The sequence below is a fragment of the Serinicoccus chungangensis genome, assembly GCF_006337125.1.
Classification (GTDB): domain Bacteria; phylum Actinomycetota; class Actinomycetes; order Actinomycetales; family Dermatophilaceae; genus Ornithinicoccus; species Ornithinicoccus chungangensis.
In genome coordinates, this window is record NZ_CP040887.1 from 1,200,598 (window position 1) to 1,223,626 (window position 23,029).

The following is a 23,029-nucleotide window of genomic DNA, read 5'->3' on the forward strand; positions in this document are numbered from 1 at the left end:
CCTGCTCGTGGGCCGGTCCTTCGTCCGCGAGCACGTCGTCGGTGTGCGCCGTGGACTCGCCGTCGTCGTCGTGCCTGCTCACCGGCAGCCGACGGGTCATGGACGTGCTGTTCTCCTTCGGCCTGTGGGCGTGGGCCAGCTTTGCCTACCCGCAGAACATCCAGCCGCCGACGACGCTGCTGGGCCTGAGCTTCTTCGTCAACCACGCCGTCACGCTGCTGCTGCCCGCGCTGGCCTGGCTCACGACGGACTGGCGACCCTCCGTCCCAGCCCTCTGGCGGGCGTTCGGCTGGTTCGGCCTCTACCTCTGCGTCGCGGTCGCCGCCAACGCGGCCTTCGACGGCAACTACTTCTACCAGCGCGAGCGCCCGCTGCTGCCCTGGCTCGGGCAACCGGGCTACCTCCTGGCCTCGGTCCTCGCGACCCTCGCGCTCTTCTGGCTGGGGTATGCCGTGAGCCGGCTGGCTCAGCTGCCGGCGCGCCGCTTGTTGTAGACGTCGAAGGCGACCGCGAGCAGCAGCACCAGGCCCTTGACCAGCTGCTGGGTGGACTGGTCGGCACCCATGAGCTGCATGCCGTTGGACATGACGGCCATGATGAGGCCGCCGATCATGGCCCCGGTGACCCGGCCCACGCCTCCGGTCACCGCGGCCCCGCCGATGAAGCAGGCGGCGATTGCGTCCAGCTCGAACATGTTGCCGGCGCCCGGCTGGGCACCGTTCATCCGGGACGAGAACACGACGCCGGCGATGCCGGAGAGCAGACCCATGTTGACGAAGATGAGGAAGTTGACCTTCTTGACCTTGACGCCGGAGAGCTTGGCGGCGGTGAGGTTGCCGCCGATGGCGTAGACGTTGCGGCCGAAGACGGTCTTCTGCGTGACGAGCCCGTAGATGAGGATGAGGACCGCGAGCAGGATGAGCACGTTGGGCAGGCCGCGGCTCTGGGCGAGCTGGTAGCCGAACCACATGACCACCGCGCCGACCGCCACGATCTTCAGCACGAACAGCGGCAGCGCCCCGACCTCCTGCTCGTAGGAGACCGCGGCCCGGCGCTGGCGCCAGGCGTTCACGGCATACCCGAGGACGGCGACGGCGAAGATCACGAGCGTGAAGACGTCCACGCCGTAGCCGCCCAGGATGCCGTTCTGGAACCCGTTGGCGATCTGGTAGTAGGTGCCGCCGAAGGGGGACAGCGACACGTTGTCCAGGACCTGGAAGGTCAGGCCGCGGAAGATGAGCATCCCCGCGAGGGTGACGATGAAGGCGGGGATCCCGACGTAGGCGACCCAGAACCCCTGCCAGCACCCGGCCAGCACGCCCACCGCGAGGGCCGCGAGCACCCCGACCCACCACGGCATACCGCTGCGGATCGAGACCACCGCCGCGGTCGCCCCGGTCAGGGCCACGAGGGACCCGACGGACAGGTCGATGTGCCCGCCGATGATGACGATGATCATCCCGATCGCCAGGATGAGGATGTAGGAGTACTGCAGCACGATGTTGGTGAGGTTGCCCGGCGTGAGGAAGCTGGGGTGCAGGACCGAGAAGAAGCCGACGATCACCACCAGCGCCAGCAGGATGCCGCTCTGACGGATGTTGCTGGTGAGCAGGTCCTTGAGGTTGAGCGTCCCGGTCATCGGGCGGCACCTTCCTTGTCCATGGTCATGAGTGACATGAGGCGTTCCTGGGTGGCCTCGGCGACCGGCAGCTCACCGGTGATCCGGCCGAAGGCCAGGGTGTAGATGCGGTCGCTGATGCCGAGCAGCTCGGGCAGCTCGGAGGAGATGACGACGACCGCCTTGCCGGCCGCCACCATGCGGTTGATGATCGTGTAGATCTCGTACTTGGCCCCCACGTCGATGCCGCGGGTGGGCTCGTCGAGGATGAGCACGTCGGGGTCGGTGAACAGCCACTTGGCCAGCACGACCTTCTGCTGGTTGCCGCCGGAGAGCTTGCCCACGCTGTTGAGGACGCTGGGGGTGCGGGTGTTGAGGTCGCGCCGGTAGTCCTGGGCGACCTTGAGCTCCTCCAGCCCGTTGACCCAGCCGAGCCGGGACAGCTTGTCCAGGCCCGCGGCCGAGGTGTTGTGCCGCACGTCGTCGATGAGGTTGAGCCCGTAGGCCTTGCGGTCCTCGGTGGCGTAGGCGATGCCGTGGCCGATCGCCCGGGAGACGGTCGACACGTCGATCTCCTGGCCCTGCTTGAGCACGCGGCCGGAGATCCCACGGCCGTAGCTGCGGCCGAAGATGCTCATCATCAGCTCGGTGCGCCCGGCACCCATGAGGCCGGCGATCCCGACGACCTCGCCGGCCCGGACCGAGAAGCTGGCGTCCTCGATGACCAGCCGGTCGGCCTGCGTGGGGTGGTGCACCCGCCAGTCCTCGACCCGCAGCATCTCCTCGCCCACGTGCGGCTCGCGCTCGGGGTAGCGGTGCTCCATGTCCCGCCCGACCATCCCGCGGATGATCCGGTCCTGGGTGGCCCCCGGCTCGCTCATGTCCAGCGTCTCGATCGTGCGGCCGTCCCGGATGATCGTCGTCCGGTCGGCGATGTCGGCGATCTCGCCCAGCTTGTGCGAGATCATGATGCAGGTGACCCCCTGGTCCCGGAGCTGGCGCAGCAGCCCGAGCAGGTGCTCGGAGTCGTTGTCGTTGAGGGCCGCCGTCGGCTCGTCCAGGATGAGCAGGCGCACGTCCTTGGACAGCGCCTTGGCGATCTCGACCAGCTGCTGCTTGCCCACTCCGATGTGGCCGATCCGGGTCACCGGCAGCTCGCGCAGACCCACCCGCTGCATGAGCTCGGTGGCGTCGCGGTTGGTCCGGTGCCAGTCGATGAGGCCGCCGCGGCCGCGCCGCTCGTTGCCGAGGTACATGTTCTCGGCGATCGACAGGTGCGGCACCAGGGCGAGCTCCTGGTGGATGATGACGATCCCCTTCTCCTCGCTGTCGTTGATCGAGGAGAAGCGGACGGGGTCGCCGTCCAGGAGGATGTCGCCCTCGTAGGTGCCGTGCGGGTAGACCCCGGACAGCACCTTCATCAGGGTCGACTTGCCGGCGCCGTTCTCGCCGCAGATGGCGTGGATCTCACCGCGCCGGACCTCCAGGGTCACGTCCTCCAGCGCCTTCACGCCGGGGAACGTCTTGGTGATCCCACGCATCTCCAGGATGGTGTCGCTCATGGAGCTCCTCACGGGGGGACCGCGCGGGTGCGCGGTGGGGAAGGGGCGCCCCTGACCCGTCGTCGGACGCGACGGGTCAGGAGCGGTCGGGCAGGAGGGTCACTCGGCGACGCCGGAGTCGACCTCCTCCTGGGTCCAGTAGCCCGAGTCGATGAGCAGCTCGGTGATGTTGTCCTGGTAGACCACGTCGGACTCCAGCAGGTAGGAGGGGACGACCTTGACGCCGTTGTCGTAGCTCTCGGTGTCGTTGGCCTCCGCCTCCTCGCCGGCCATGTACGCCTCGACCGTGACGACGGCCTGGTCGGCGAGCTTGCGGGTGTCCTTGAAGATGGTCGACTGCTGGACGCCGTCGGCGATGAGCTTCACCGAGGCGATCTCGGCGTCCTGGCCGGTGACGACAGGCAGCCCGTCCTCGATGGTGTCGCCCATGCCGTCGTTGCGGAGCGCGGTGATGATGCCGCGGGACAGGCCGTCGTAGGGCGAGAGCACGCCGTGCAGCTCGGTGCCGTCGCTGTAGGTGCTGGTGAGCAGGTCCTCCATGCGGCGCTGCGCGGTCTCCTGCTGCCAGCGCAGCGTGGCCGCCTGCTCGATGTCGGTCTGGCCCGAGGGCACCTCGAGGGTGCCGTCCTCCATGTAGGGCTGGAGCGTGTCCATCGCCCCGTCCCAGAAGAAGTGGGCGTTGTTGTCGTCCAGCGACCCGGCGAACAGCTCGATGTTGAAGGGTCCCTCCGCGTCGCCCTCGGAGCCGTCCTCGTTGAGGACGCCGAGCCCGACCAGCAGCGCGGTGGCCTGCTGCACACCGACGTTGTAGTTGTCGAAGGTGACGTAGAAGTCGACGTTCTCGCTGTCCCGGATGAGCCGGTCGTAGGAGATGACCGGGATGCCCGCGGCGGCGGCGGCGTCGAGCTGGCTGGACAGCGCGGTGCCGTCGATGGCGGCGATGACCAGGGCGTCGGCCCCGTTGGTGATCATCTGGTCGATCTGCTGGCTCTGGGTGGGGATGTCGTCGTTGGCGAACTGCAGGTCGACGTCGTAGCCCGCCTCGGTGAGCCCGGCCTCGACGGCGTTGCCGTCGGCGATCCAGCGCTCGGAGGTCTGGGTGGGCATGGCGACACCCACGGTGCCGCCCTCCCCCCCTCCGTCCCCGGACGCGCCGCCCTCGTCGGCGCTGCCGCTGCCCGCGCCCTCGCCGCCGCAGGCCGCGAGGCTGAGGGCGAGCGTCGCACCGGCGGCGATGGCGGTGTACCTACGGATCATCATGGGTGTCTCCTTGGGTGTGGTCCCGCGGGTGCGGGGGTCGGACGGTGGTCGTGCGGGTGGGTATGCGGTGCGGTCGCCTCAGACGCCCTGCGCGAGGCGGTGGTAGGCCTGGTTCCAGCGCACCTCGCGGGCGAACCCGCGGGTGGTGGTGTCCTGGTCGATGACCAGCAGCTCGGTGCCCGACATCGCGGCCCACTCCTCGATGACCGGCACGCCCACCTGGGTGCTGAGGACGGTGTGGTGGGCCGCGCCGGCGGTGAGCCAGGCCTCCGCCGAGGTGGCGAGGTCCGGCTGCGGGCGCCAGACGGCGTGGGCGACGGGAAGGTGGGGCAGCGGGGCGTCCGGGGCGACGACGTCGACCGCGTTGGCGGTGAGCCGGAAACGGTCCCGCATGTCGGTCATCGCCACCACCACCCCGGGTCCGGGGTCGGCGTGGAAGACCAGGCGGACCGGGTCCTCACGGTCGCCGATGGCGAGCGGGTGCACCTCGAGGCGCGGCCGGGAGGTCGTCAGGGACGGGCAGATCTCGAGCATGTGGGCCCCGAGGACCTTCTCCGCACCGGGGGTGAGGTCGTAGGTGTAGTCCTCCATGAGGGAGGCCCCGCCGGGCAGCCCGGCGCCCATGACCTTGGCGGCGCGCACGAGGACGGCGGTCTTCCAGTCGCCCTCGGCGCCGAAGCCGTAGCCGGCGGCCATGAGGCGCTGGACCGCGAGGCCGGGCAGCTGCTTCAGGCCGCCCAGGTCCTCGAAGGTCGTGGTGAAGGCGGTGGCGCCGAGGGACTCCAGCAGGGTGCGCAGCGCCACCTCCTGGCGGGCGCCGTCGCGCAGCGACTCCGCCCGGTCCCCACCGGGACGCAGCTCGGGTGCCACGTCGTAGAGGTCGAGGTACTCGTCGACGAGCGCGTCGACCTCGGGGTCGCCCACCTCGGCGACCGCGGCCACCAGGTCATTGACGCCCCACGTGTTGACCGAGACGCCCAGCCGGATCTCGGCCTCGGTCTTGTCGCCCTCGGTCACGGCCACGTTGCGCATGTTGTCGCCGAACCGGGCCAGCCGCAGCGAGCGGGTCGCGGCCCAGCCGGCGGCCGCCCGGGCCCAGTCGCCGACGCGGCGCTGGACGGGCTCGTGGGAGACGTGCCCGACGACGGTGCTGCGCCGCACGCCCATCCGGGTCTGCAGGTAGCCGAACTCGCGGTCCCCGTGGGCGGCCTGGTTGAGGTTCATGAAGTCGAAGTCGATGGTCGACCAGGGCAGCTCGACGTTGGCCTGGGTGTGCAGGTGCAGCAGCGGGCGGTCCAGGGCGGCCAGGCCGGCGATCCACATCTTGGCGGGGGAGAAGGTGTGCATCCAGGCGATGAGCCCGAGGCAGCCCTCGTGCGCGTTGGCCTCCAGGGCGAGACGGTGGATCGCCTCCCGGTCGGTCAGCACGGGCTTCCAGACGACCCGGACGGGGACGGCGTCGGCGTCGTCCAGCGCGCGGGCGATGGCCTGGCTCTGCTCGGCGACCTGCCGCAGGGTCTCCTCGCCGTAGAGGTGCTGGCTGCCGGTGCAGAACCAGATCTCGGCGTCCTCGGTGCGGGGCTGCGCGCTCATGCTGGTTCCTGCTCCTGGTGCGGCTCGGCGGTCGGCGCGGCGGGTGCCTGGCCGTAGACGTTCTGGTAGCGGTCGTAGAGGGCGTCGACGTCGCGCTGGTCGAGAGGGGTGAGGGGACCGAGCTGTCGGGCGAGGTGGAGGGTCCGGGCGACCTCCTCCACCATGACCGCAGCCTTGACCGCGGCCCGGGCGTCGACACCGACGGTGAACGGACCGTGGCTGCGCATGAGGACCGCCGGGCTGCGCGACCCGCGCAGGGTCTCCACGATGCCGCGGCCGATCGAGTCGTCCCCGATGAGCGCGAACGGGCCGATGGGGACCGGACCCCCGAACTCGTCGGCCATCATGGTGAGGGCGCAGGGGATCTCCTCGCCCAGCGCCGCCCAGGCCGTGGCGTAGGGGGAGTGGGTGTGCACGACGCCGCCGACATCCGGCCGATGCCGGTAGACGTAGGCGTGGGCCGCGGTGTCGGAGCTGGGACGGTGCGCGCCGTCGACGAGCTCGCCGTCGAGGTCGCAGACGACCATGACCTCCGGCGAGAGCTCGTCGTAGCGCACGCCGGAGGGCTTGATGACGAAGAGGTCGGTGCCGGGGACCCGCTGCGAGACGTTGCCGGCCGTCCAGACGACCAGGTCCCACCGGGGCAGCTCGTCGTGCAGGCGGGACACGACCTCCCGGACCTCGGCGATCCGGCCCCGGACCTCACGGGAGAAGGACTGCAGGCTCATGCCGCCGACCCCGCTCCGGCCCGGGCGGCCCGCCGCAGGGCGCGCAGCCGGTGCATGACCTCGGTGCCCCCGCGACCGAAGTGGTCGTGCAGCGCGCGGTACTCGGCGAAGAGCGCGTCGTAGCCGCGGGCCGCCTCCTCGTCGGGGGTGTAGACCGCGCGGTCCACCCGGCCCATGGCACGCGCCGCGGCGCGGATGTCGGCATACTCCCCGGCCGCGACGGCCGCGTGCAGGGCCGACCCCAGCGCCGGGCCCTGGTCGGTCGCGATGGTCGAGATGGGCAGCCGGGTGACGTCGGCGTAGATCTGCATGAGCAGAGGGTTCTTGAGCAGCCCCCCGGCGACGATGAACTCGGTCACGGGCACGCCCGCCTCGACGAAGGCCTCGACGATGACGCGGGTGCCGAACGCCGTCGCCTCGAGCAGCGCGCGGTAGGTGTCCTCGGGCCGCGTGGCCAGCGTCTGGCCGACGACCAGCCCGGACAGCTCGTGGTCGACGAGGACCGACCGGTTGCCGCTGTGCCAGTCCAGCGCGACGAGCCCGTGCTCGCCCACCCGCTGCCGGGAGGCGAGGTCGGTGAGCAGCTCGTGCACCGACACGCCCTGCCGGCGCGCCTCCTCGTGGTAGGCCGGGGGCACGCCGTGCTCGACGAACCAGCCGAAGATGTCGCCGACGCCGGACTGACCGGCCTCGTACCCCCACAGTCCCGGCACGATGCCGCCCTCGACGACGCCGCACATCCCGGGGACCTCCCGGAGGACCTCACCGTTCATGACGTGGCAGGTCGAGGTGCCCATGATGGCCACCATCTGGCCGGGCTCGACGGCGCCGGCCGCGGGGGCGGTGACGTGGGCGTCGACGTTGCCGACGGCGACGGTGATCCCCTCGGGCAGGCCGGTCCACGCCGCCGCCCGCGCGCTCAGCCGCCCCGCCGCGTCGCCCAGCTCCCCGATCGGCTGGTCCAGCTTGTCGGTGACGAAGTCGGCGAACCCGGGGTCGAGCGCGGCCAGGAAGTCGCGGTCGGGGTAGCGGCCGTCCTGCCGGATGCCCTTGTAGCCCGCGGTGCAGGCGTTGCGCACGTAGCGGCCGGACAGCTGCCAGACGATCCAGTCGGCCGCCTCGACCCAGCGCTCGGTGGCCGCGTAGACCTCGGGGTCGTCCTCGAGGAGCTCCAGCCCCTTGGCGAACTCCCACTCCGAGGAGATGAGCCCGCCGTAGCGGGCGATCCACGCCTCCCCCCGTCCGTGGGCCAGGGCGTTGATGCGGTCGGCGTGCGGCTGCGCCGCGTGGTGCTTCCACAGCTTGACGTAGGCGTGCGGGCGGTCCGCGAGCTCCCGGAGCTCGCTCAACGGGGTGCCGTCGGACGTGGTGGGGACCATGGTGCAGGCGGTGAAGTCGGTCGCGATGCCCACGACGTCCTCGGCCCGCACCCCGTGCGCGTCACGGGCCGCGGCGAGCGCCGCGGGGACGGCGTGCGCGAGGACCTCGACGTAGTCGTGGGCGACCTGCAGCGCCCAGTCGGGCGGCAGCGGCGCGGGACGACCCTCGGCGGCGGCCGGGCCGGCGGTCAGCTCGGCCTCCATCACCCCGTGGGGGTAGGGGTGCGCAGCGCTGCCGACCACGGTCCCGTCCTGGACCCGCACGACCACGGCGCGGCCGGACAGGGTGCCGAAGTCGACGCCGACGACGAAGATGTTGTTACCGCTCACAAGACGAAGAGGTTACCGCTAACATCTGGTTTGTCAAAGGCCCCTCGTCGCAGCTGCGACGAACGGTGCAGGATGGTCGCCGAGCGGACGGAGAGGTGATGGACGGGTTGGGTCGACGCACGACCATGTATGACGTGGCGGCCGCCGCCGGCGTGTCCCACCAGACGGTGTCGCGGGTCGTCAACGACAGCCCGCAGGTGCGTCCGGAGACGGTGGACCGGGTGCGCCGCGCGATGGCGCGGCTGGGCTACCGGCCCAGCGGGACCGCCCGCAACCTCGCGGTGCGGCGCACGCGGTCCCTCGGGGTCGTCAGCTTCATGGGGCCGCTCTTCGGCCCGATGTCCATGCTGCTGAGCATCGAGGCCGCGGCCCGGCGCAGCGGCTACGCGGCCCAGATCGTGTCGGCGCACGGGCTGGACGCCGGCCAGGTGGACGCCGTCCTCGAGGAGGTGCTGAGCCGGGACGTCGAGGGGGTGGCCGTCATCGCGCCCACCGACGGGCAGGCGCGGATGGTCGACGGACTCCCCGCCCAGCTGCCCGTGGTGGCGGTCGAGGGCCGGCTCGGTGACGACGTGCCCTTCGTCGCGAGCGACAACGAGGCCGGAGGCCGGCTGGTGGCCGAGCACCTGCTGGACTGCGGACAGCGCACCGTGGCCCACGTCAGCGGTCCGACGGACTGGGGGGAGGCCCGGCAGCGCACCGCGGGCTGGGCGGACCGGATGGAGGCGGCCGGGGTGGGGACCGGCCCCACCTGGGTGGGCGACTGGAGCCCCGAGTCGGGCTACCGGGCCGGGCTGGAGCTGCTGGAGCACCCGCGCTGGGGCGAGGTCGACGCGGTGTTCGCCGCGAACGACTCCATGGCGCTCGGCCTCATGGCGGCGCTGCACCGCGCGGGCGTCGAGGTGCCCGGCCGGGTGAGCGTCATCGGCTACGACAACACGCCCGAGAGCGGGTGGCTGCAGCCGGCGCTCAGCACGGTCGAGCAGCAGTTCGACGCCGTCGGTGCCGCGGCGGTGGAGCGTCTGGTGTCGCTGCTGGAGGGGGGAGGGGACGCGGCGGAGCTGCTCATCCCGCCCCGCCTCGTCTCGCGGTCGAGCGTGTCCCGGCGCGGGAAGGGCTGACTAGACTCCCCCGGGTGAGCAGGCTCGGTGGTCGTGTGGTCCCGCCGGGCTACCGGGCCGACATCCAGGGGCTGCGCGCCCTCGCCGTGCTCCTCGTCCTGCTCTACCACGCCGGGGTGCCCTGGCTCCCCGGCGGTTTCGCCGGGGTGGACGTCTTCTTCGTCATCTCCGGCTACGTCATCACCGGGCTGCTCGTGTCCGAGCTGCTGCGCAGCGGGACGGTGGACCTGCGGCGGTTCTGGTCGCGCCGGGCCCGGCGCCTGCTCCCGGCCTCGGCCCTCGTCCTGGTCACCACGGCGCTGCTCACCCTCACCCTGCTCCCGCAGGTGCGCTGGCGCGAGACCGGGTGGGACATCGTCACCTCCGGGCTCTACGTCGTGAACTGGCGGCTGGCGGACCGTTCCGTGGACTACCTGGCCGAGGACTCGGTCGACTCCCCGGTCCAGCAGTACTGGTCGCTCGCGGTGGAGGAGCAGTTCTACCTCCTGTGGCCGCTGCTGCTCCTCCTCGCCGCCTGGGTCGCGCGCCGGCGCGGCCGCGGCCCGGTCCCGCTCACCGCGGTCCTGCTGGCCGTGGCCGTGGTCCTGCCGTCCTTCGGCTGGGCGGTGCACCTGAGCACCGCCAGCCCCCCGGAGGCCTACTTCGTCACCTCCACCCGGCTCTGGCAGCTCGGGGTCGGGGCGCTGGTGGCGCTGGGGAGCGCCTGGTGGTCGCGCGTCCCCGTCCCACTCGCGACGGCGCTGGCGTGGGGCGGCCCGGCCGTGGTCCTGGCGGGGGCCGTGCTCACCGACGCACAGACCCCCTGGCCCGGGTGGGCGGCGCTGGTCCCGACCCTCGGCACGGCGGCCGCGCTGGTCGGCGGGGTGCGGGCGTCGGAGTCGTCCGGGCCGGTGCGGGTCCACCGCGCGGCCCTGCTGCAGTGGACGGGGGCGTTGTCCTACTCGCTGTACCTCTGGCACTGGCCGCTGCTGGTCGTGGCGGAGGCAAGGTGGGGGCAGCTGTCGGTCTGGGCGGGCCTGGGGGTGGTGCTGCTGAGCGTGGTGCCGGCCACTCTGGGGTACCTGCTGGTCGAGCAGCCGGTGCGCCACGCCCGCGGCCGCTGGGCGCGTCCGGCGGCCGGGCTGGCCGTGGGGGCGCTGTGCACGGTCCTGGCGGCGGGCGCGGGCTGGCAGCTGGTGCGCGAGGTCGACCGTCAGGTCCGCGCCAACGAGGCGGCCGCCGCCGACGCCGACGGCGCGGCCGCCCTGGCGGGTGACCGCGGCGACGGTCCCCCGGTGCTGGCCGGCGACGGCCGCCGCGCCGGGGAGCGGCTCGGGGGCCTGGCGGGAGCCTCGGGGGGCGACCTCGGGGACGGTGCGGGCGGCGACGGTGCGGAGACGGACGCGGGTGGGGCGGGGGGCCGCGAGGCGCCGTCCGGCACCGAGGGAGCACCCTCGCCCGACCTCGACGGCCTCGACCTCGCACCCTCCTCCATCACCCCGGACCCGCTGGAGGCGACGCGTGACCTGCCGGCGCTCTACCGGCAGGACTGTGACGCGACCGGCGAGGAGGTGCTGCGCTGCGCCTTCGGGGACCCGGAGGGCGACCTGCACGTCGCCGTGGTCGGCGACTCCAAGATCGCCCAGTGGACGGGGGCGCTGGACGAGCTCGGCGAGCAGCGGGGGTGGCGGGTCGACGTCTACTACCGGTCGGCCTGCCCCTGGAGCGCCACCCCGGTCGAGTTCGAGGAGGGGGCGCAGGCGCAGGCCTGCCTCGACTGGGGGGCGAGGGTGGCGCGGCGCCTGGTGGCGGAGCCCCCGGACGTCGTGCTGACCTCCTCGGTGAAGTCGCAGGGCCTCGACGAGGACGGCGAGCCGTCCGGTCCGGCGCTCGCCGCGGGGATGGCGCAGCGCTGGCGCGAGGTGACGGCCGCCGGTGTCCCGGTGGTCGCGGTGGCGGACACGCCGCAGCCGGGGGACCTGCAGGTCTACGCCTGCGTCGCCGACCACCGTGACGACCTGGACCGCTGCAGCTTCGAGGCCAACGAGGGCAGCGGCACCGGGCCGCTGCTGCGCGCGGTGGAGGAGGTCCCCGGCTCGACCTTCGTCACCATGAACGACTGGGTCTGCCCCGGCGAGGACCGGTGCCCGCCGGTGGTCGGCGGGGTGCTCGTCTACCGCCAGGGGAGCCACATCACCGACACGTATGCCCGGTCGCTCGCCGACGTGCTGGGCGACCGGCTGGAGGCGGCCTTCGACCGGCTCGGCGTCACCGCGGGAGCGGACGCGGCCCCCACGGGCCGCTAGCCGGACGGCTACCGGTAGGCCTGCTGGCCGGTGAGGGCCTGGCCGACGACGAGGGTGTGCATCTCCTCGGTGCCCTCGTAGGTGAGGACGGACTCGAGGTTGGCCATGTGGCGCATGAGCGGGTAGTCCCCGGAGACGCCGTTGGCCCCGAGGATGGTGCGGGCGGTGCGGCAGACCTCCAGCGCCGCGCCGACGTTGTTGAGCTTGCCGACGCTCACCTGCTCGGGGCGCAGGCCGGAGCGGTCCTTGAGCCGGCCCAGGTGCAGCGCGAGCAGCATGCCGGTGGCCCAGGACTGGTGCATGCGGGCCAGCTTGGCCTGGGTGAGCTGGAAGGCGCTGATCGGACGGTCGAACTGCTCGCGGGTGGCGGCATACGCCAACGCCGTGGTCAGGGCCGAGCGGGCCGCCCCCATGGACCCCCAGACGATGCCGTACCGCGCCTCCGACAGGCAGGACAGCGGCCCCTTGAGCCCGCGGACGCCGGGCAGCACCGCGTCCTGCGGCAGCCGCACCCCCTCGAGCACCACCTCGCCGGTCACCGAGGCCCGCAGCGACATCTTCCGCTCGATGGTCGGGGTGGAGACCCCCGTGGTGGAGGTGGGCACGACGAAGCCGCGGATGCCGTCCTCGGTGCGGGCCCACACCACCGCCACGTCGGCGAGGGGGGCGTTGGTGATCCAGGTCTTCGCCCCGTCGAGGACCCAGTCGGTGCCGTCCCGCCGCGCCCGGGTGGTCATCGAGCCCGGGTCCGAGCCGTGGTCGGGCTCGGTGAGCCCGAAGCAGCCGATGGTCTCCCCGGAGGCCATCCCGGGCAGCCAGCCCTGCCGCTGCTCCTCGCTGCCGTAGGCGTGGATGGCGTGCATGGCCAGGGACCCCTGGACGGACACCAGGGAGCGGACGCCGGAGTCGACGGCCTCCAGCTCGGTGCAGGCCAGGCCGTAGTCGACCGCGCTCATGCCCGCGCACCCGTAGCCCTCCAGGTGCATCCCCAGCAGCCCCAGCCGGCCGAACTCCCGCGCCAGCTCGCGCACGAGCCCGTGCTCCACGTGGCCGGCCTCGAACCACCCGGCGACGTGCGGGACCACGTGCTCGGCGCACGCCGCGGCGACCGAGTCGCGCACGGCGCGTTCGTCGTCGTCGAGCAGGGAGTCGAGGTCGAGCAGGTCCGGCTGGGGGTCGGGCATACCCCCATCATGCCGCTCGCCGACCCCCGGACGAGGAGGCAGGATGGAGGCCATGACCGATCTTCAGCGCGGGACGTCCATCCTCGGCACCGAGGTGCGCCGGGTGGAGGACCCCGACCTCCTGCGCGGGCGGGGCACCTTCGTCGGCGACCTCGACCTCGACGACCCGGACATCCTGCACGCCGTGTTCGTGCGCAGCCCGGTGGCGCACGCGCGCCTGGCCGGGATCGACACCTCCGAGGCCGCGTCGGCCCCCGGGGTGGTGGGGGTCTTCACCGCCGACGACCTCGGCACGGACCCCGTCCCGCCGTTCGCGCAGATCCACGACCGGGTGGCGCGGACCGCCCTGGCCACCGGCCGGGTGCGCTTCGTGGGGGACCCGGTCGCCCTCGTCGTGGCGCGCAGCCGGGTGGCGGCCGTCGACGCGGCCGACCTCGTCGACGTCGACTACGAGGAGCTGGACGCGGTGGTCGACCTCGAGGAGGCCGTGTCCGAGCAGGCACCCCGGCAGTTCCCCGAGCTCGGCAGCAACCTCGTGCTCGCCGTCAAGGACCCGGACGGCGAGCAGGACGTCCTCGCCGGCGCCCACCGGGTGGCGCGGCTGCGCATGGAGAACAACCGGATGGCGACCAGCCCGATCGAGGGCCACGGCATCCTCGTCCGGCCCGCCCTGACCGGTGGCGCAGACGGCGAGGGGTCCCCGGAGGTCGGCGGTCTGGACGTCGTCCTGGGCACGCAGCACCCGCACCTGGCCCAGCGCCTGCTGGTGCGGTGGACCGGTCTGCCCCGGGACGCGGTCCGGGTGCGGGCCCCGCACGTCGGCGGCGCCTTCGGCGGCAAGGCCGGGATCATCCCGGAGCACGCGGCCGTGGTGCGCGCCAGCTGCCGCCTCGGACGACCGGTGCGGTGGGTGGAGACGCGCAGCGAGACGATGTTGTCGATGACCAGCCGCGGCCAGGTGCAGTACGTCGAGGTCGGGCTGGACGAGGACGGGCGGATCACCGGGATGCGCGCGCGGCTGGTGGGGGACTGCGGCGCCTACGCCGGCTTCGGCGGGTCCTTCGCCAGCGGCTCGACCCGGACGATGTCCGAGGGGTCCTACGTCATCCCGCGGCTGCGCTACGACGCGGTCTCGGTCATGACCAACACCGCCCCGACCGGGGCCTTCCGGGGGGCCGGCCGTCCGGAGGCCGCGGCGATGGTGGAGCGGGCGATGGACCACGCGGCGCGGGAGAGCGGGCTCGCCCCGGAGGAGTTCCGCCGTCGCAACTTCGTCGCGGTCGGCGACTTCCCGCACACCACCAAGTTCGGTGCCCGCTACGACACCGGTGACTACGCCACGGCCCTGGAGAGGGCCCTCGAGGTGGCGGGCGTCGAGGAGCTGCGGCGCGAGCAGCGGCGGCGGCGGGAGACGGGCAGCCCCTGGCAGCTGGGGGTGGGGATCGCGAGCTACGTCGAGATCACCGGGTTCGGCGGCACCGAGTATGCCGGCATCCGGGTGGACCGGGACGGCTCGCTCACCGTCATGGCCGGCACCTCGGCCCACGGTCAGGGTCACGCCACGGCCTTCTCCATGCTGGTGGCCGACCAGCTCGGGCTGCCGCTGGACCGCGTGAGCTACGTGCAGTCCGACACCGCCCGGGTCCGCTCCGGCGGCGGCACCGGCGGGGCGCGGTCGCTGCAGCTGGGCGGGAGCGCGGTGCTGGAGGCGGCCGTGGAGCTGCGCGAGCAGGCGACCGGCCTGGCCGCCGAGCTCCTGGAGGTCGCCGAGGCCGACGTCGAGCTCGTCGACGGCAGCTTCGGGGTGCGCGGGGTCCCCGGCGCCACGCTCACCTGGGACGCCGTCGCGGAGCAGGCGCACGAGCGCGGTGAGGGGCTCGGCGTCGACCACGACTTCTCGCAGGACGGGGCGACCTTCCCGTTCGGCACCCACGTCAGCGTCGTGGAGGTGGACGTGGAGACCGGTGCGGTGCGGCTGCTGCGCCACGTCGCGGTGGACGACTGCGGCACCGTCGTCAACCCGCTGCTCGTGCGCGGCCAGCAGCACGGCGGGTGCGTCCAGGGGATCGCGCAGGCGCTTTTCGAGGAGTTCCGCTACGACGAGCTCGGCAACCCGGTCACCGGCACCTTCGCCGACTACACGCTGCCCACGGCCGCCGACCTCGTGCAGCTCGAGGCGAGCCTCACCCAGACCCCCACCGACCGCAACCCGCTGGGGGCCAAGGGGATCGGCGAGGCGGCCACCGTGGGGTCGACCCCCGCGGTGCAGAACGCCGTCGTCGACGCGCTCGCCCACCTCGGGGTGCGGCACGTCGACCTGCCGTGCACCCCGGAGCGGGTCTACCGGGCGGTCCAGGACGCCGCCCGTGGCGAGCACGACCCCTGGCGCGAGCCGCCGGCCCTCTTCGACGACCTTCCCGACCTCGACGCCGTCGACGACGTCGAGGTCTGAGCCCGGTACGCTCCCGCACCTGCACGTCGGATCCTCGCGCTCGTCGGTGCGAGACGGCGCACGGCGCAGCACGGCACGGCCCGGCGGGACTCGCCCGGCCCGGCGGTGGCTCAGGTCAGAAGCTCGCCGAGGCCTCGTCCAGCTCGGCGCGGTCCTGCTCGTCGAGCTCGAGCCGGGTGGCCGCCAGCAGCGGCTCCAGCTGCTCGGGGCGGGAGGCGGAGGCGATGGGGGCGGTGACGCCCCGGTCCAGGAGCCAGGCCAGAGCCACCGACGCCGGGGCGACACCGTGCCGGTCCGCGACCGCCACCAGGGCGTCCACGACCGCGAGGCCGCCGGCCTCGGCATACCGTCGGGCGGCGCCGCCGCGGGCGTTGCCGGCGAAGTCCTCCTCGGTGCGGTACTTGCCGGTGAGGAAGCCGGAGGCCAGTGCGGGGTAGCAGAACACGGCGAGGTCGAACTCCGCGACGAGCGGCGCGAGGTCGTTCTCGTAGCCCGATCGGGAGACCAGGCTGTAGCGGGGCTGGATCGCGGTCGGGAGCGCGGCGTCCTGCGCCGCGGCGGCCTCCATGAACTCGCGCAGCCGGGCGGGGGAGTAGTTCGACAGGCCGACGGCCCCCACCTTGCCGCTGCGCACGGCCTCGTCGAAGGTCGCCACCTGGTCCTCGATGGCCACCGACTCGTCGTCGGCGTGGGCGTAGTAGAGGTCGATCCGGTCGGTCTGCAGCCGCTCCAGGGACTCCTCCAGGGCGGCCATGACGGAGTCGTGGGCCAGGCCCTCCCGGCCCGGCTTCTTCCCGACCTTGGTCGCGACGAGGACCTCGTCCCGGTTGCCGCGCTCGGCCATCCACCGACCCAGGATGCGCTCGGACTCGCCGCCCTCGTGGCCCTCGGCCCAGGCGGAGTAGGCGTCGGCGGTGTCGACGAAGGACCCGCCGGCGGCGAGGAAGGCGTCCAGCACCGCCTCGCTGGCCTCGGCGGAGGAGGTCCAGCCGAAGGGGTTGCCGCCGAGGTTGATCGGCAGGAAGGTGCGGTCGGTGCCGGGGAAGGTGGGGGTGCGCATGACGCCCGACACTACAAGTCGGTGGCGGGGGCCGCCGGGTGGGGCGACGGTCGGCCTGGGTCGGTCCTCCGGGTGGGGTGGCGGTCGGCCTGGGTCGGTCCTCCGGGTGGGGCGTGGCGCGCAGGGGGTGGTGGGACCGGACCGCGTGGACGGGCGGCAGCAGCCGTGCGATAGTGCTGTTGTCACGTCTTTGTCCAGCCTCTGTCCTATGTCGGTGAAGGTGAGGTCCTCGATGATCGGTCGGCTGCAGAGCGCCCTCGGGTCGGCCCTGCGCTCCCGCGTGGCCGGGGACGACGCGCAGCAGCGGGCGTCGGTGATCTGGGACACCCCGGGGGAGCGGTGGTTCACCCCGCAGGACCCGGTCTGGCGGGTGCACGCCGACGCCTCCATGTTCCCGGGTGGTGTCGCCGCGCTCCTCCTGCAGATGCTGCACCCCATGGCCATGGCGGGGGTCGCGGGACACTCCGGCTACAAGGGAGACCCGTGGGGACGGCTGCAGCGCACGAGCACCTACCTCGCGGCGACGACCTTCGGCACCGTCGAGCACGCCCTGGCCACGATCGGCCACGTCCGGGGGATCCACGAGCGGGTGCGCGGCAAGGACGCCTTCGGGCGGCCCTACCGTGCCTCGGACCCGCACCTGCTCACGTGGGTGCACGTCGCCGAGGCGGTCTCCTTCCTCGACGGCTTCCAGGCCTTCTCGGGATCCCCGCTGACCGAGGAGGAGGCCGACCGCTACGTCGCCCAGGCGGGCGTCTCCGCCCGGCACCTCGGGGTCCCGGCCCCGCCGGCGACGGTGCGCGAGCTGCGCGAGACCCTTGCGGCATACCGTCCCGAGCTGGAGGCGACCGAGGCGGCGCGGGAGGCGGCACGCTTCCTCCTCGCCGAGCCGCCGCTGCCGCTCGCCTCGCGCCCCGGCTACTGGGCCATCGCGGCGGGGGGCGTCGCCCTGCTGCCGCCGTGGGCGCGCTCCGAGCTGGGGCTGCCGACCTCACCCGTCCTGTCCCGCGCCGTGCTGTCGCCCCTGGGTCGGGCCAGCACCTCCACCGTGCGCTGGGCGATGGCCGGGGTGGGGCGGGCGCGGCAGGAGGCCGCGTGAGCCCGGCGTCCGCGTCGGAGCAGACGCACGCGCCGGAGCAGACGCACCGGACGGGGAGCCGCGTGTGAGCCGGGCGCACGCGCTCGAGCTCGTGCTGGACCCCGAGGACGACGCACGGGTGCGGAGCCGCTGGGCGGTGCTGGAGGACGCGGGCATCCCCTCGCTGGGCCGCCACCGGGGCCGCACCCACCGACCGCACCTGACCGTCGCCTCGTCCCCGCAGCCGCCGGGGGAGGAGCTGCTCACCCTCGCCGGTGAGCTGTGGTCGCCGTTGCTCCCGCTCCGGGTGGAGGTCACCGGGCTGGTGCTGCTCGGTGGTCGCCGCCTGACCATCGCCGACCTGGTCGCCCTCCCGCTGGCCGCGCGACGGGCGCAGGCCGAGCTGGTCTCGCGCTGGCCCGACGCCGACGACCGTCCGTGGGTGCCGCACGTGACCCTGGCGACGCGCCTGACGACCCAGGTGGCGGGCGAGGCCCTCGCCGCGCTGTCGGCCGAGGCTGCCGGGCCGAGCAGCGGTGCGGTGGGGGGCGCCCCGCTCGTGCTCCACGGCCTGCGGTGGTGGGACCCGGACGCCGAGGCCGTCAGCGCCGTGGCAGGGGCCGCCGCATGAGCCGGGGCACGCAGGTACGACTCGTCTACCCGCACCAGCTGCACGCCGAGCAGCTGGACGTCGACGACGACACGGTGCTCGTCGTCGTCGAGGACGACCTGCTCTACCGCCAGTTCCCGTTCCACTCGCACAAGCTGGTCCTGCACCGTGCGGCGGTGCGCAGGTTCGTCGACCGGGCGCGCGAAGCGTCGCTCGACGTCGAGGTCGTCGAGTCCTCGCCCGAGCGCACCAGCGGTGCGGGCCTGGTCGAGCTCGTGCGACGGCTCCGGCCGGACCAGGTCAGCGTCCTCGACGTCGCCGACGACTGGCTCGGGCGGCACTGCCGGGACCAGCTGCGTGAGGGCGGCTACGAGCTGAGTCCGGAGGACGTGCTGGACACACCGGCGTTCCTCACCACCCGGGAGCAGGTCCACGACCACTTCGCGTCCGGCGGAGCCCGGATGCAGCACTTCTACGCGTGGCAGCGACGACGGCTGGACGTGCTCATGGACGGCGACCAGCCGGTCGGCGGCCGGTGGTCGTTCGACACCGAGAACCGCAAGAAGCTGCCCCGGGGGCACTCCGTCCCGGACCCCTCGCTCGGCCCGTCGCGACGGCATACCCGGGTGGACGAGGCGGTCGACTGGGTCGCCGAGCACTTCCCGGACGCCCCCGGCGACCCGTCCACCTTCTGCTGGGCGACCTCACCGGGCGAGGCCGACGCCGCGCTGCGCCGCTTCCTCGACGAGCGGTTCACGCAGTTCGGTCCCTACGAGGACGCCATCAGCGTCGAGCACCCGGTCATCTTCCACGCCGCCCTCACCCCGGCCCTCAACTGCGGTCTCATCAACCCCGACCAGGTGCTGGAGCGTGCTCTCGCAGCCGCCGACGAGCAGGACGTCGACCTGCCCAGTCTGGAGGGGTTCGTCCGCCAGCTCATCGGGTGGCGGGAGTACATGCGGGCGACCTACCGGATCTGGGGACGGCGGATGCGCACCAGCAACGTCCTCGAGCACGGGCGCTCGATGCCGGACTCGTGGTGGACCGGGGACACCGGTCTGGAGCCGGTCGACCTCGTCATCCGTCGGGTGCTGGAGCGGGGCTACGCGCACCACATCGAGCGGCTCATGGTGCTGGGCAACGCGCTGTGCCTCCTGCGCGTGCATCCCGACGAGGTGTACCGGTGGTTCATGTCGCTCTTCGTCGACGCCTACGACTGGGTCATGGTGCCGAACGTGTATGCCATGAGCCAGTTCGCCGCGGGCGACGCGATCACGACCAAGCCCTACGTGTCCGGCAGCAACTACCTCCGGAAGATGTCGGACCTGCCCCCCGGCGACTGGCGACAGGCCTGGGACGGGCTGTACTGGACCTTCGTGGAGGACCACCGCGAGGTGTTCGAGGCGAACACCAGGGCCAACTTCGCGGTCCGCACGTGGGACGGCATGGCGCAGGAGAAGAAGCAGGAGCACCGCGACTCCGCTGCGCCGTGGCTCGGGCGCTAGCGCTCGACGAGCGCGAAGGGGGGGCAGACCGGGCAGCGAGCTGACGACGGCGGCCCCAGGCGGGGCAGATCAAACAGCGAGCTGACGACGACGGCCCCAGGCGGGGCAGATCACGCAGCGAGCTGACCGGGACAGCCGTGGGCGGGCACCGACGGGCAGGGGGAGAAGTGCTCAGCCCGCGTCGGAGTCGGCGAGCCGGGCGGGGAACCCGCCGGTGGCGATCGGCGACCAGCGCGTCGGGGTGACCCGGATGAGGGACTTGCCCTGGTCGCGCATGGCCTGACGGTACTCGTCCCAGTCCGGGTGCTCGCCGGAGATGCAGCGGAAGTAGTCGACGAGGGGCTCGACGGCGTCCTCCCCGTCGAGGACCTCGCAGGTGCCGTCGACCTGGACCCAGGCGTCGTCGAAGTCGTCGGACAGCACGAGCACGCTCACCTCGGGGTGACGCCGGGCGTTCGCGGTCTTGGCCCGCTCGGGATAGGTGGAGATGACCAGTCGACCCTCGTCGTCCACCCCGCCGGTGACGGGGGAGGCCTGTGGCCGGCCGTCCTGACGCTGGGTGATGAGGACGAGATGGTGACGGTCCCGGGCGAAGTCGAGGAGTCGTCGACGGTCGACGTCGGTGGTGGTGGCGATCGAGCGAGGCATGGACCCACTGTGCCACCCGCGGCGGCAGACCGCCGCCGGTGCTGCTCGCCGGCGAACCGACCCGGGTCGTGCTGCGGCACAGCGACCTCGCGACGGTCAGAAGGGCGGCGGGTCGTCACCGGATGCTTCCCACGGCTGCTGCTGCGGGTCCGTCGACCGGTCGTGGGGTCCTCGCTGCACGGGGCCGCCTGGTCTCTGGTCGCGCTGGTCCTCGTGCGGGCCCGGTGTCGTCGCCTCGTCGTCCCGGGGGTGGCCGGTCGTCATGCCGAGCAGGCTCGCCACGGTGGCGCAGTCCTCGGGTGGTCCGCCTCGCCGCCGGCCGTCCGGTCCCCGGTGGGCCAGGGTGATCCAGCCGCTGAGACGGGGGTCGTGGTCGGTGGCTCCGTCGGCGTCGTCCGTGTCGGCGAGCAGAGCGGCCACCCCACGGTGCGCGAGCGCGGCATACAGGGCGCGGCAGGCCAGGTCGAGGTCGTCGTCCTGGGTGGTGGTCACGTCGGCGTCGGCGCTGCGCGCGCCCTCCGGGCCAGCAGGACTCCGCCGGACGCTGGCCTTCGACGTGTCGCCCGGTCCGTCCGGTCGAGTCGCGTCGGCGGTGGGGCGACGGGAGGGGAGGTACTGCCGGTAGTCGTGTCCACGCGTCTGCTCGACCTGGCCGAGGAGGGTCTCCCACCGCACGTCGCGTCGTGGGCCCAGAGCGCTGGTCCACCACCCCTCGGTCTTGAACTGGTGGCTGCGGACGTCCTTGAGCACGAGGTTGGTCTCACTGGTGGCTCCTGCCGACCCCCAGGGTTGCTCATGGTCGATCTCGCAGGCCAGCGCCGGGCTCCGGCTGCCGGGTGCCCGCGAGTAGACGTCCGCTGCGAGGACCTGTCGGCGCATGGCGGCGTCGGGGCGGTAGGACGTGACGCTGCGCTCGATGAGGCGACCGTCGGCCGGGTCGACCAGCAGCCGGGCGAGGGTCGTGCCAGGGGCCAGCGCGAGCTCCCGCGCGTGGCCGGAGGTGAGGTAGGCGGGGTGTCTCCCGAGGATCTCGCCGACGGCCGAGGACGGACGCGCGGGAGTCGGCGCCGGTGGTGGGAGTGCCTGATCGGCCGCGGCTCGACCGGACGGCGGTGGTGGTGCGGGTCGCGGTGCCTGGTCCGGGCCCGGTGGCGGTGCGGGTTCCTGGGCTGGCGCTGGGGGCCCCACCTGTGGTGGTGTCCGGTCGCTCTCGCCATCCAGCTGGGTGTCGGTCGGGACCACGCCTGTGCGGCATGTAGCACAGACGGATCGGCCGGCGAGGGCGTCCCACGGCACCACGACCTCGAGGCAGACCGAGGGCTGTGCGGTGACGATCTGCGCGACCGTCTCGCCGTCGGTCGGGGTGATGAGGGCGTCCTGCGGATCCGGGAGCTCGAGGTGTCCGTGCAGGAGCAGGGTCTGGGCGACGTCGGAGCGCAGCTGCGCGAGCGTGCGCTCGTCCCCACCCTTGCGGAGCGCCTTGGCGCAGACGTCCAGCCGTTGCGAGATCGCGCACAGGCTGGTCAGGGGACCGGTGATCGCCAGGGTGGCCGTGGAGTCGTCATCCACCCTCATCCACACGCGACGGTCCGCGCGTGCTCGACGACGGCGTTCGCGCTCGGCGACGACGTCCTGCCCCTCGACCCGCACCGCTTCCCGCTCGAGCGCCGCCCAGAACTCGGCCTGGTGCCACGGTCGGTCCAGCACGGTGCCGTCCGGGCCCAGGCGTTCGGCCACCACCGTGGCGGCGTCGGACCCGAAGAGCGACTCGCAGACCACAGCGGCCTCGTCCGCGGCGAGGGAACCACAGCGGTCCCAGAACGCGCGCACGTGACCCCAGGAGGCCAGGCCGCTCTCCAGTGCCTCGCCCACCACCGCCCGGACCGGCACCGGGGCACAGGCGACGCCGATCATCTGCCGGGCCTCCTTGACCCCCAGGCCCAACGCGACCTGCAGCTCCGCGCAGGCCAGCCTCTTGGTCTCGGCACGCCACCGGCGACGCTGTGCCGACGTCAGCTCCTCCACGTCGGCGAAGCCCTTGTCGGTCAGCAGGGCGCCGCCGACCTCCGCAGCAAGGTCGCGGGCGGCTCCGAGCAGCTGTGCCTCCAGGGCGGACCTCTGCCTCGCCAGTCCACGGACCCGGTCGACCGCGTCGAGGGGCCCGGATCCCGCCGGCTGGCACCCGGCCTGATCCCTGGGCTCTGGCTCGGCCTGGTCCGTCGGCTGAGGCTCGGCCCGGTCCGTGGGCTCTGGCTCGGCCTGGTCCGTGGGCTGCGCCTCGGCCTCGTCCGTGGGCTGCGCCTCGGCCTCGCTCACGGGCTCCGACGTGGCACCGTCCGCGATCGGCGTCTCGACCGGAGGTGGGACCTTCGTCTCAGTCCTGCCCCTGAGGCCCGGGTCGGCGGCCGCGTCCTCGGTGCGGACGACTCCGGCGGGGGGCCGACCGTGGGGGACGCCGATGCGGAGCGTCAACCGGTATGCATGCAGATCGAACGTCGCGGTGCGTGGTGCTGCGCCCCAGGACCATGGACCGCAGATCCCGGCCAGCCCGCACTCGATCGGTGAGTCGACGTATGGATCTTGCATCGTGTCCCTCCCCCATTCTCCTCCCATTAT

At 73.2% G+C, this 23,029-nt stretch carries 17 protein-coding genes; 7 read left to right on the plus strand and 10 right to left on the minus strand.

The genetic code is table 11. The features are described from left to right. Positions 1 to 50: 50 nt before the first annotated feature. On the plus strand, positions 51 to 494 hold the full coding sequence (locus FHD63_RS05380) for a TMEM164 family acyltransferase (protein WP_202978415.1): 444 nt from the start codon (positions 51 to 53) through the stop codon (positions 492 to 494). Here FHD63_RS05380 and mmsB read toward each other — a convergent pair. The 6 genes from mmsB to araB all read right to left on the minus strand — a co-directional run bounded on the left by mmsB (position 467) and on the right by araB (position 8,470). Continuing rightward, on the minus strand, positions 467 to 1,639 hold the full coding sequence (gene mmsB, locus FHD63_RS05385) for a multiple monosaccharide ABC transporter permease (RefSeq protein WP_139720749.1): 1,173 nt from the start codon (positions 1,637 to 1,639) through the stop codon (positions 467 to 469). The two genes, FHD63_RS05380 and mmsB, sit on opposite strands and share 28 nt — an antisense overlap. After that, entirely contained in the window at positions 1,636 to 3,180 is a 1,545-nt protein-coding gene (gene mmsA, locus FHD63_RS05390; protein WP_139720751.1) for a multiple monosaccharide ABC transporter ATP-binding protein, read from the minus strand. The genes mmsB and mmsA overlap by 4 nt, the downstream gene beginning before the upstream one ends. A gap of 99 nt (positions 3,181 to 3,279) precedes the next feature. After that, a complete protein-coding gene (gene chvE / locus FHD63_RS05395; protein WP_139722998.1) occupies positions 3,280 to 4,437 on the minus strand; it encodes a multiple monosaccharide ABC transporter substrate-binding protein in 1,158 nt (385 codons plus the stop codon). An 81-nt stretch (positions 4,438 to 4,518) separates the two neighbouring features. After that, positions 4,519 to 6,033: an L-arabinose isomerase gene (gene araA / locus FHD63_RS05400; protein WP_139720753.1), complete on the minus strand. Its 1,515-nt coding sequence runs from the start codon at positions 6,031 to 6,033 to the stop codon at positions 4,519 to 4,521. Continuing rightward, entirely contained in the window at positions 6,030 to 6,761 is a 732-nt protein-coding gene (locus tag FHD63_RS05405) for an L-ribulose-5-phosphate 4-epimerase (RefSeq protein ID WP_139720755.1), read from the minus strand. The genes araA and FHD63_RS05405 overlap by 4 nt, the downstream gene beginning before the upstream one ends. Next, positions 6,758 to 8,470: a ribulokinase gene (gene araB / locus FHD63_RS05410; RefSeq protein ID WP_139720756.1), complete on the minus strand. Its 1,713-nt coding sequence runs from the start codon at positions 8,468 to 8,470 to the stop codon at positions 6,758 to 6,760. Before araB ends, FHD63_RS05405 begins: the two co-directional genes overlap by 4 nt. A gap of 134 nt (positions 8,471 to 8,604) precedes the next feature. Between araB and FHD63_RS05415 the strand changes: the two genes are divergently transcribed. Then, entirely contained in the window at positions 8,605 to 9,591 is a 987-nt protein-coding gene (locus FHD63_RS05415) for a LacI family DNA-binding transcriptional regulator (RefSeq protein WP_202978416.1), read from the plus strand. 14 nt (positions 9,592 to 9,605) lie between these two features. Next, the gene (locus FHD63_RS05420; RefSeq protein WP_158296711.1) at positions 9,606 to 11,876 is read left to right on the plus strand and encodes an acyltransferase family protein; all 2,271 of its coding nucleotides are present in this window, start codon (positions 9,606 to 9,608) and stop codon (positions 11,874 to 11,876) included. A gap of 8 nt (positions 11,877 to 11,884) precedes the next feature. Here FHD63_RS05420 and FHD63_RS05425 read toward each other — a convergent pair whose 3' ends face one another. Beyond that, positions 11,885 to 13,060: an acyl-CoA dehydrogenase family protein gene (locus FHD63_RS05425; protein WP_139722999.1), complete on the minus strand. Its 1,176-nt coding sequence runs from the start codon at positions 13,058 to 13,060 to the stop codon at positions 11,885 to 11,887. Positions 13,061 to 13,112: 52 nt separating this feature from the next. Here FHD63_RS05425 and FHD63_RS05430 point away from each other — a divergent pair, with 52 nt between their 5' ends. After that, the gene (locus FHD63_RS05430; protein ID WP_139720763.1) at positions 13,113 to 15,512 is read left to right on the plus strand and encodes a xanthine dehydrogenase family protein molybdopterin-binding subunit; all 2,400 of its coding nucleotides are present in this window, start codon (positions 13,113 to 13,115) and stop codon (positions 15,510 to 15,512) included. A gap of 115 nt (positions 15,513 to 15,627) precedes the next feature. On the opposite strand, the gene FHD63_RS05435 is transcribed toward FHD63_RS05430, so the two are convergent. Beyond that, on the minus strand, positions 15,628 to 16,572 hold the full coding sequence (locus FHD63_RS05435; protein ID WP_139720766.1) for an aldo/keto reductase: 945 nt from the start codon (positions 16,570 to 16,572) through the stop codon (positions 15,628 to 15,630). A 208-nt stretch (positions 16,573 to 16,780) separates the two neighbouring features. Here FHD63_RS05435 and FHD63_RS05440 point away from each other — a divergent pair, with 208 nt between their 5' ends. The 3 genes from FHD63_RS05440 (at position 16,781) to FHD63_RS05450 (ending at position 19,765) form a co-directional block, all read left to right on the plus strand. Next, positions 16,781 to 17,671 carry an oxygenase MpaB family protein gene (locus FHD63_RS05440; RefSeq protein ID WP_420853122.1) on the plus strand — a complete coding sequence of 297 codons (891 nt, stop codon included), beginning with the start codon at positions 16,781 to 16,783 and terminating at the stop codon, positions 17,669 to 17,671. A 64-nt stretch (positions 17,672 to 17,735) separates the two neighbouring features. Further along, positions 17,736 to 18,281, plus strand: a complete 546-nt coding sequence (locus FHD63_RS05445) for a 2'-5' RNA ligase family protein (RefSeq protein WP_139720768.1) — start codon at positions 17,736 to 17,738, stop codon at positions 18,279 to 18,281. Beyond that, entirely contained in the window at positions 18,278 to 19,765 is a 1,488-nt protein-coding gene (locus FHD63_RS05450; protein WP_139720770.1) for a cryptochrome/photolyase family protein, read from the plus strand. Before FHD63_RS05445 ends, FHD63_RS05450 begins: the two co-directional genes overlap by 4 nt. Positions 19,766 to 19,936: 171 nt before the next feature. Here the strand turns inward: FHD63_RS05450 and FHD63_RS05455 are convergent, their stop codons facing one another. Together FHD63_RS05455 and FHD63_RS05460 are read right to left on the minus strand one after the other, a co-directional pair. Then, positions 19,937 to 20,413: a PPOX class F420-dependent oxidoreductase gene (locus FHD63_RS05455; RefSeq protein WP_139720772.1), complete on the minus strand. Its 477-nt coding sequence runs from the start codon at positions 20,411 to 20,413 to the stop codon at positions 19,937 to 19,939. Between the two features lie 96 nt (positions 20,414 to 20,509). Next, the gene (locus FHD63_RS05460) at positions 20,510 to 22,729 is read right to left on the minus strand and encodes a hypothetical protein (RefSeq protein ID WP_139720774.1); all 2,220 of its coding nucleotides are present in this window, start codon (positions 22,727 to 22,729) and stop codon (positions 20,510 to 20,512) included. Between the last annotated feature and the right edge of the window lie 300 nt (positions 22,730 to 23,029).

Excerpts from the sequence above, each read along its gene's own strand:
- mmsB (WP_139720749.1), bottom strand. The coding sequence starts at position 1,639 with ATGACCGGGACGCTCAACCTCAAGGACCTGCTCACCAGCAACATCCGT.
- mmsA (WP_139720751.1), bottom strand. The coding sequence starts at position 3,180 with ATGAGCGACACCATCCTGGAGATGCGTGGGATCACCAAGACGTTCCCC.
- chvE (WP_139722998.1), bottom strand. The coding sequence starts at position 4,437 with ATGATCCGTAGGTACACCGCCATCGCCGCCGGTGCGACGCTCGCCCTC.
- araA (WP_139720753.1), bottom strand. The coding sequence starts at position 6,033 with ATGAGCGCGCAGCCCCGCACCGAGGACGCCGAGATCTGGTTCTGCACC.
- FHD63_RS05405 (WP_139720755.1), bottom strand. The coding sequence starts at position 6,761 with ATGAGCCTGCAGTCCTTCTCCCGTGAGGTCCGGGGCCGGATCGCCGAG.
- FHD63_RS05425 (WP_139722999.1), bottom strand. The coding sequence starts at position 13,060 with ATGCCCGACCCCCAGCCGGACCTGCTCGACCTCGACTCCCTGCTCGAC.
- FHD63_RS05430 (WP_139720763.1), top strand. The coding sequence starts at position 13,113 with ATGACCGATCTTCAGCGCGGGACGTCCATCCTCGGCACCGAGGTGCGC.
- FHD63_RS05435 (WP_139720766.1), bottom strand. The coding sequence starts at position 16,572 with ATGCGCACCCCCACCTTCCCCGGCACCGACCGCACCTTCCTGCCGATC.
- FHD63_RS05440 (WP_420853122.1), top strand. The coding sequence starts at position 16,781 with ATGTCGGTGAAGGTGAGGTCCTCGATGATCGGTCGGCTGCAGAGCGCC.
- FHD63_RS05450 (WP_139720770.1), top strand. The coding sequence starts at position 18,278 with ATGAGCCGGGGCACGCAGGTACGACTCGTCTACCCGCACCAGCTGCAC.
- FHD63_RS05455 (WP_139720772.1), bottom strand. The coding sequence starts at position 20,413 with ATGCCTCGCTCGATCGCCACCACCACCGACGTCGACCGTCGACGACTC.